Below are 6693 nucleotides of genomic sequence, written 5' to 3'. Positions count from 1 at the left end.
TAAAGGAGGTGTACCAAAATGGCCTATGTGCCAGTACCAAAAGACCTTTCCAAAATCAAGACAAAGCTGGCCTTCAACCTAACGAAGCGCCAGCTTGTTTGTTTTTCCAGCGCAGCGGCGGTGGGCCTCCCGGCTTACCTGTTTTCCCGTGGCAGTATCGGGAACAGTGCCGCCATGTTCCTGATGATCGGCCTCATGCTCCCGTTCTTCTTTCTGGCTATGTATGAACGAGACGGTCTGCCGCTGGAAAAAGTGCTGAAAAACATCATCCGCACCCGGTTCCTCTATCCCCGTGTGCGGCCTTACAAAACCGAAAACTTCTATGCGCTGCTTAGCACCAGAAAGGAGGCGCAGCCGATTGCGAAACAACAGAAGGGCCGGAAAGCCCGCAGGCAGAAAGCCTGAAAAGCAGGGGCTTCTCGGCCTGTTCACAAAGGGAAAGAACATTCCCACCACCGCCCAGCAGACCCTCCCTTACCGGGAAATGTACCGGGACGGGGTGTGCCGGGTAGCGGACCGCTATTACACCAAAACCATTGAATACGAGGACATCAACTACCAGCTCGCACAGTCCGAAGATCAGGCGGCCATCTTTGACGGGTGGAGCGCCTGCCTCAACTACTTTGACAGCAGCCTTCCGTTCCAGCTTTCCTTCCTCAACCACCGGAGCCGCCCGGGCAGCCGGTACAGCGTGAACATCCCCATGCAGGATGACGATTACAACAGCGTCCGGTGCGAGTATGTGGAAATGCTGGAAAACCAGATCGCCAAAAGCAACAACGGCATTGTTCGCACAAAGCTCCTGACCTTTGGCGTGAACGTGGACGACCTTTCCACCGCCAGGGCAAGGCTGGAACGTGTAGAGGCGGACATTTGCGGGAACTTCAAAAAGCTGGGCGTCAAGTGCCGCTCCCTTTCGGGGCTGGAACGGCTGGAGCTTCTTCACGGGCAGCTTCACCCCGGCAGCGGCTCCCCCTTCCGGTTTTCATGGGATATGATCCCCAAAACCGGGCTTTCCACCAAAGACTTTATCGCCCCGGACAGCTTCGATTTTCGTTTCAGCCGACTGTTCCGGGTAGGGACGACCTGGGGCGCTGCCTCCTACTTGCAGATTTTGGCCTCGGAACTCTCGGACAAGCTGCTGGCGGAGCTTTTGGAAATGGATGCGGAAATGACCATCACTCTCCATATCCAAACCGTCGATCAGGCCGCCGCCGTAAAATCTATCAAGGCCAAAGTCTCCGACATTGACAAGATGAAGGTGGAGGAACAAAAGAAGGCAGCCCGGTCAGGGTACGACATGGACATACTTCCACCCGATCTTGTAACGTACAGCAACGACGCAAAGACCCTTCTGGAAGATTTACAGAGCCGGAATGAAAGAATGTTCCTGCTGACCTTCCTTGTGGTAAACATGGCCCCGACCCGCCGGGAGCTGGACAATGACCTGTTCACGGTGTCCGGTATCGTCCAGAAATACAACTGCACCTTGAAGCGGCTGGACTTCCAGCAGGAGGACGGTTTTCTTTCCAGCCTTCCGCTGGGCCATAACGACATTGAGATCAAGCGCGGCATGACGACCAGCTCCACGGCCATTTTCGTTCCCTTTATGACGCAGGAGCTCCGCATGGATGGCGAAGCCGTCTATTACGGGCTCAACGCACTTTCCCATAACGTCATCATGGCAAACCGGAAAAAGCTCAAAAACCCCAACGGCCTGTTCCTCGGCGTGCCGGGCTCCGGCAAATCCTTTGCCGCAAAGCGGGAGCTTGTGAACGTGTTCCTTGCCACCCGTGACCGGATCATTGTGGTTGACCCGATGGGCGAATACTCGCCCCTTATCAAGCGGCTGGGTGGACAGGTCATTGAGATCGCCCCGGACAGCCCCCACCACATCAACCCGATGGACATTGATTTGAGCTTCGACGAGGAAAACCCGATGGCGCTGAAAGCCGACTTTATCCTGTCGCTGATGGAGCTGATCGTCGGCGGCAAGGACGGCTTGCAGCCGGTGGAGCGTACCGTTATTGACCGTTGTGTGCGCCAGATGTACCGGGAACACTTGCAGGACCCGGAAACAAGCAAAATGCCGACCCTCCAAACCCTGTATGACCTGCTCTGTTCCCAGCCGGAGGGCGAGGCGGTACGGCTGGCAACGGCCCTTGAAATCTATGTGTCAGGTTCCCTTAACGTATTCAACCATGAAACCAATGTGGACTTGAACCGCCGTCTGGTATGCCTTGACTTAAAAAAGCTGGGGGCCGGGCTTCGGACGATTGCCATGCTCATTATGCAGGACTTGGTAAACTCGCAGGTGTCCATGAATTTCCTCCGCGGTATCGCTACATGGTGCTACTTCGACGAGTTCCATGTGCTGCTCCGTGACCGGCTGACGGCAAGCTACTGTGTGGCGATCTGGAAAATGCTGCGAAAAAAAGGGTGCGTTCCCAGTGCTTTAACGCAGAACGTAAAGGATTTTCTGGCAAGCCCGGAGATCGAGAACATCTTTGAAAACTCGGACTTCCTTGTGCTGCTCTCGCAGGCGCAGGGGGACCGCCAGATTTTAGCCAAACAGCTTGGGATCAGCCCCCACCAGCTTTCCTATGTGACCCATACCAATTCCGGCGAAGGGCTGCTGTTCTTCGGGAATACCACCATCCCGTTTGTTGACCGCTTCCCGCAGAATACCGAGCTGTACGCCATTATGACCACCCGCCCGGAGGACAAAAAACAGGAAATGAACCGGGCATAACACACTTCGGGCCATGCTGGCCCGAGGTTTGGAAAGGAGGGATACATCATCGGAAAGAAACCGGACAAACGGAATTTTCAAAGGCCGGGGCCGACGGAGGATACCGGGGGCAATCGCCCCGGACCGGCTGAACGGGAAGGGCCTTCCCCCGCACCGTCCCGACGCCTGCGGTTTGAGGACGAGGATACCGGACAGGACAGCCCTTCGGGCCACGATGGCCCGAAGTCCAAAAGCGGCAAGTTTCAAGAGGACAGCCGGAAAAGTCGTCCCTCTGACCGCATGAGGCAGGAAGATGAAGCGGGCGGGCCGCAGGATACCGGCAAGGCACAGGAGCCGGAGGGCTCCGCCGAGAAGGCCGGGAGCAAAAAGGACAAGTACCAGAAAGCACAGGCAAAAGCGGAACACGCCGGGGAAAAGCTGGGAAAGGCCCGGGAGAAACTGGACAAGACCGAGGCAAAACGGGCAGCGAAGAAGCCGACGGGGCTTGCAAAAAAGGCAGTCCGGGGAGCCCGTACAGAAGCGTGGTTCTATGTCCACAACAAGATACACGAGGTTGAGCATGAAAATGTGGGTGTGGAAGGAGCCCATAAATCCGAGCTGGCCGCAGAGGCCGGAGCCCGGAAACTGACCCGCTATGCCAAACGCCGCTGGCGGGAACACCCAGCCCGGAAGGTGGCAAAGTGGGAACGGAAGGACATAAAAGCCCGGGCCAATGTGGATTTTCAAAAGATGGCCTCCGAGCACCCGGAACTTGCCAGCAATCCGCTTTCCCGTGTGCAGCAGAAATGGAAACTGAAACGCCGGTATTCCAAAGAAGCAAAGGCGGCTGCAAAACAGGGCGCAAAGGCCGCAAGGAAAACCGCTGCCGCTTCGGGAACTGCGACCCGTCGGGCGGCGCAGTTTGTGACCCATCATCCAGTGGCGGTGCTGGTCCTGCTCCTGCTGTTGCTGCTCTGTTTTCTTGTGTCGGCGGTAAGCTCCATCTTTCCCACGCTTGGCAGCGGCCTTGCCAATGCGTTATCCGGCACCTCCTACGCCTCGGAGGATACGGACCTGCTGGGGGTGGACGAGAACTACACGGCACTGGAAAACGAGCTGGCACAGACGGTAGCGAACATCGAAAGCACCCATCCCGGCTATGACGAGTACCGCTATTCCGTGGACGAGATCGGCCATAACCCCTATGAGCTGGCGTCCTATCTCTCTGCAAAGTACCATGTGTATTTCCGGGAACAGGTGCAGGACGAACTGCGGGAGATCTTCAAGGAACAGTATGAGCTGACCTTGACGGAGGAAGTCGAGATACGCTACCGCACCGAAACCAGCACCGACCCGGAGACCGGGGAAACCACCACCGAGGAAGTCCCCTATGAGTATTACATCTTAAATGTGACCCTCACAAACAAGACGCTGCCCGCCGTGATCCTGCCGAGGCTTGACGAACAGCAGAGGCAGATATACACCGTTATGCAGCAGCTCAAAGGCAACAAGCCCTATCTGTGGGAGGGGATTTACAACGGCGGCGAAGATACCGGCCCCAGCTATGAGATACCCGGCGAGGCACTGGATGACCCGGCTTTTGCGGCGCTCATGGAAGAAGCCACAAAGTACATCGGCTGGCCCTATGTGTGGGGCGGCTCCAGCCCGTCCACCTCCTTTGACTGTTCGGGCTTTGTCTGCTGGGTGTACACGGCCAGCGGCGTCCACAACCTGCCCCGTACCACGGCGCAGGGCATTTACAACCAGTGTGCTATCATTTCCCCCTCCGAGGCAAAGCCCGGCGATATTATCTTTTTCACGGGAACCTATGACAGCCCCGGCCCTGTGTCCCATGTGGGGATTTATGTGGGCGACGGGATGATGCTTCATTGTGGTTCGCCCATCCAATACGCAAACATCAATTCAAGCTACTGGCAGACACATTTCTATGCCTTCGGGCGTTTGTGAGCCAGAGGAAAGGAGTCCTTGCATGAACAAGATCGACAAGCTCGATAAGGAACTGGAAAAAGCCCGGGAGAAGGCTGCCGAGTGGCAGGCCAAAATCCGGGAGCTGGAAAAGCAGAAACAGGAGGAAGAAAACAGCCAGATCGTGCAGGCGGTGCGCTCCCTCAAATTGACGCCCGCCCAGCTTATGGCTTTTCTGAATGACCCCAAAAACAGCCTTACCGCTTCGGGCCATACTGACCCGAAGCCGGAGGCACCCGAAAAGGAGGACACAGCCCATGAAGAAAATTAAATACCGCAGGCTGGCGGCGATGGCTGCCAGCCTTTTGTGTTGCCTGATCTTTACAGTCCCGGCTTATGCACAGAGCAGCGAGCCGCAGCCGGAGACAGCTCCCTCCCCGGCAGAAACCGAAGCAGAGCCGGAAACCCAGAACCCCTTTACCCCGGACGGGACGGGAACCGTGGTGGACAACGCCACCGACGAGGATGGAAAGGAGTTCTACACCATCACCACCGCAGACGAGAGCGTGTTTTATCTGGTGATCGACAAACAGAAAACCAGCGAGAACGTCTATTTCCTCAATACCGTTACCACAGACGACCTTCTGCCTCTTGCCGAACAGGGTAAGGAACCGCCCAAAGAAGTGACCCCGGAGCCAGAGCCAAAGCCCACTGAACCGGTGGAGGAAGTACCGGAACCCGAGCCGGAGAAAAAGGACAGCCCCCTTCTCTCTCTGCTCCTGATTGGTGCGGTGGTGCTGGCCGGCGGTGGAATTGGTTACTATTTCAAGATTTACAAGCCGAAGCATGAGGCCCCGGATTTGGAAGATGATTACTGCGAATATGAGGACGGGGAGCTGGAGGAGATCGCAGAGGAACCCGAGGACGAAGATACCCCGCCGTGGGAGGAAGATACGGAGGAATGAGAATGAATTTTACAAGCAGCCCTTTTGAACGAATGATGAAGGAAGTACCGCACCCCGGCTGGGACAATGACAACCCTTGTAAGGGATGCCGTTACTACAAGGAGTGCAAAGGAAAGAAAAAACAGTGCCGGAAGAAGTTCCGGGCGCTGATCGTGGAGCCCCGCCCTTCGGGCCATCGTGGCCCGAAGTCTTAAATGGACGCCCGGGAGCTGACCCGTGACGAGAAGAAGAAAATCCGTTCTCTGGTCACGGGGATGTGTGCCAACTATGACAGGGAAAGCGGCCTGTGCCTTCCTCTGGACTGTGCCTGTTATATGCTGCACAAGTGCTGGACAGGGGCGTACTGCCGTTACTTCCGTGAGGCTGTCCTGCCCCTTGACCCGGAGCTTCAAGCGGCGCTGACAACGGAAGGAATCTCCCCGGAACTGCGGGCCTGTGCGGTCTGCGGAAAGGCGTTTCTGCCCGAGGGGCGTCAAGCTACTGCTCCGACGTCTGCAAGGCCGAAGGAAACCGTCGGAAAAGCCGGGAACGCATGAGGAAAATGCGGGAGAAAAGGCCGGGCGGCTGTTACGATTTGCCGCCTCCAAAGGCTTGACATTCCGGGCTTTTTTGAGGGTGTTTCTGGGGTGGGAATATCTTATTACATTCCTCCCCGGTCTGCCCTCTTATTTCGTAACATCCAGCACTTCGGGTCATGTTGACCCGAGGCACAGAAAGGAGGGATCTCTTGGAGACAGTACAAGGATATGTGATTTTGAAAGCTGCCACCTTTGAAACCGGACACGGCTTTGCGCTGGGGCATAATCCGGGAGCGCCGAGCCCCTTTGTGACCTGGCAGTTTACCGAGGGGGAAAACGGCCATCGGGATTACTACTGGGGTCGCTATGGAACCAGTCAGGCGTGGGCACAGCGGGACTTTGACCGCCGGGTGGACGACTATCAGCAGTTTTACCATGCGGCGGTCAAGCATACCGAGCTGGGACCGGAGGGCGTTTACCGCTATTATTCCACCCAGCGGCCCGTGGACATAGGAACTTACCCGAAGCCGCCGGATAACCAGCCTCTTTCCAT

The 6693-nt window shown here is 56.7% G+C and carries 6 protein-coding genes and 2 pseudogenes; all 8 read left to right on the top strand.

Annotation, left to right across the window (positions count from 1 at the left end; all coding sequences use genetic code 11):
* Positions 1-18: 18 nt before the first annotated feature.
* Complete coding sequence (locus DW965_RS18090) at positions 19-405, top strand: PrgI family protein (RefSeq protein WP_119198655.1); 387 nt, start codon at positions 19-21, stop codon at positions 403-405.
* Positions 323-2752 carry a VirB4-like conjugal transfer ATPase, CD1110 family gene (locus DW965_RS18085; RefSeq protein WP_442857837.1) on the top strand — a complete coding sequence of 810 codons (2430 nt, stop codon included), beginning with the start codon at positions 323-325 and terminating at the stop codon, positions 2750-2752. The genes DW965_RS18090 and DW965_RS18085 overlap by 83 nt, the downstream gene beginning before the upstream one ends.
* Before the next feature lie 279 nt (positions 2753-3031).
* The gene (locus DW965_RS18075) at positions 3032-4699 is read left to right on the top strand and encodes a C40 family peptidase (RefSeq protein WP_119198653.1); all 1668 of its coding nucleotides are present in this window, start codon (positions 3032-3034) and stop codon (positions 4697-4699) included.
* Between the two features lie 22 nt (positions 4700-4721).
* Positions 4722-4988, top strand: a complete 267-nt coding sequence (locus DW965_RS18070; RefSeq protein ID WP_005927622.1) for a DUF4315 family protein — start codon at positions 4722-4724, stop codon at positions 4986-4988.
* On the top strand, positions 4975-5622 hold the full coding sequence (locus DW965_RS18065; protein WP_032521002.1) for a DUF4366 domain-containing protein: 648 nt from the start codon (positions 4975-4977) through the stop codon (positions 5620-5622). The genes DW965_RS18070 and DW965_RS18065 overlap by 14 nt, the downstream gene beginning before the upstream one ends.
* 2 nt (positions 5623-5624) lie before the next feature.
* Positions 5625-5816 (top strand): hypothetical protein, encoded by a 192-nt coding sequence (locus tag DW965_RS18060; protein ID WP_318272949.1) that lies wholly within the window; start codon positions 5625-5627, stop codon positions 5814-5816.
* Positions 5817-6217: pseudogene (locus tag DW965_RS18055) on the top strand (cysteine-rich VLP domain-containing protein).
* 132 nt (positions 6218-6349) lie between these two features.
* Positions 6350-6693 (top strand): annotated as a pseudogene (locus DW965_RS18050) (hypothetical protein); the annotation flags it as partial.

The sequence above is a fragment of the Blautia sp. AM47-4 genome, from assembly GCF_003479865.1.
Classification (GTDB): Bacteria; Bacillota; Clostridia; order Lachnospirales; family Lachnospiraceae; genus Fusicatenibacter; species Fusicatenibacter saccharivorans.
This window is presented reverse-complemented; position numbering and strand designations above follow the sequence as displayed.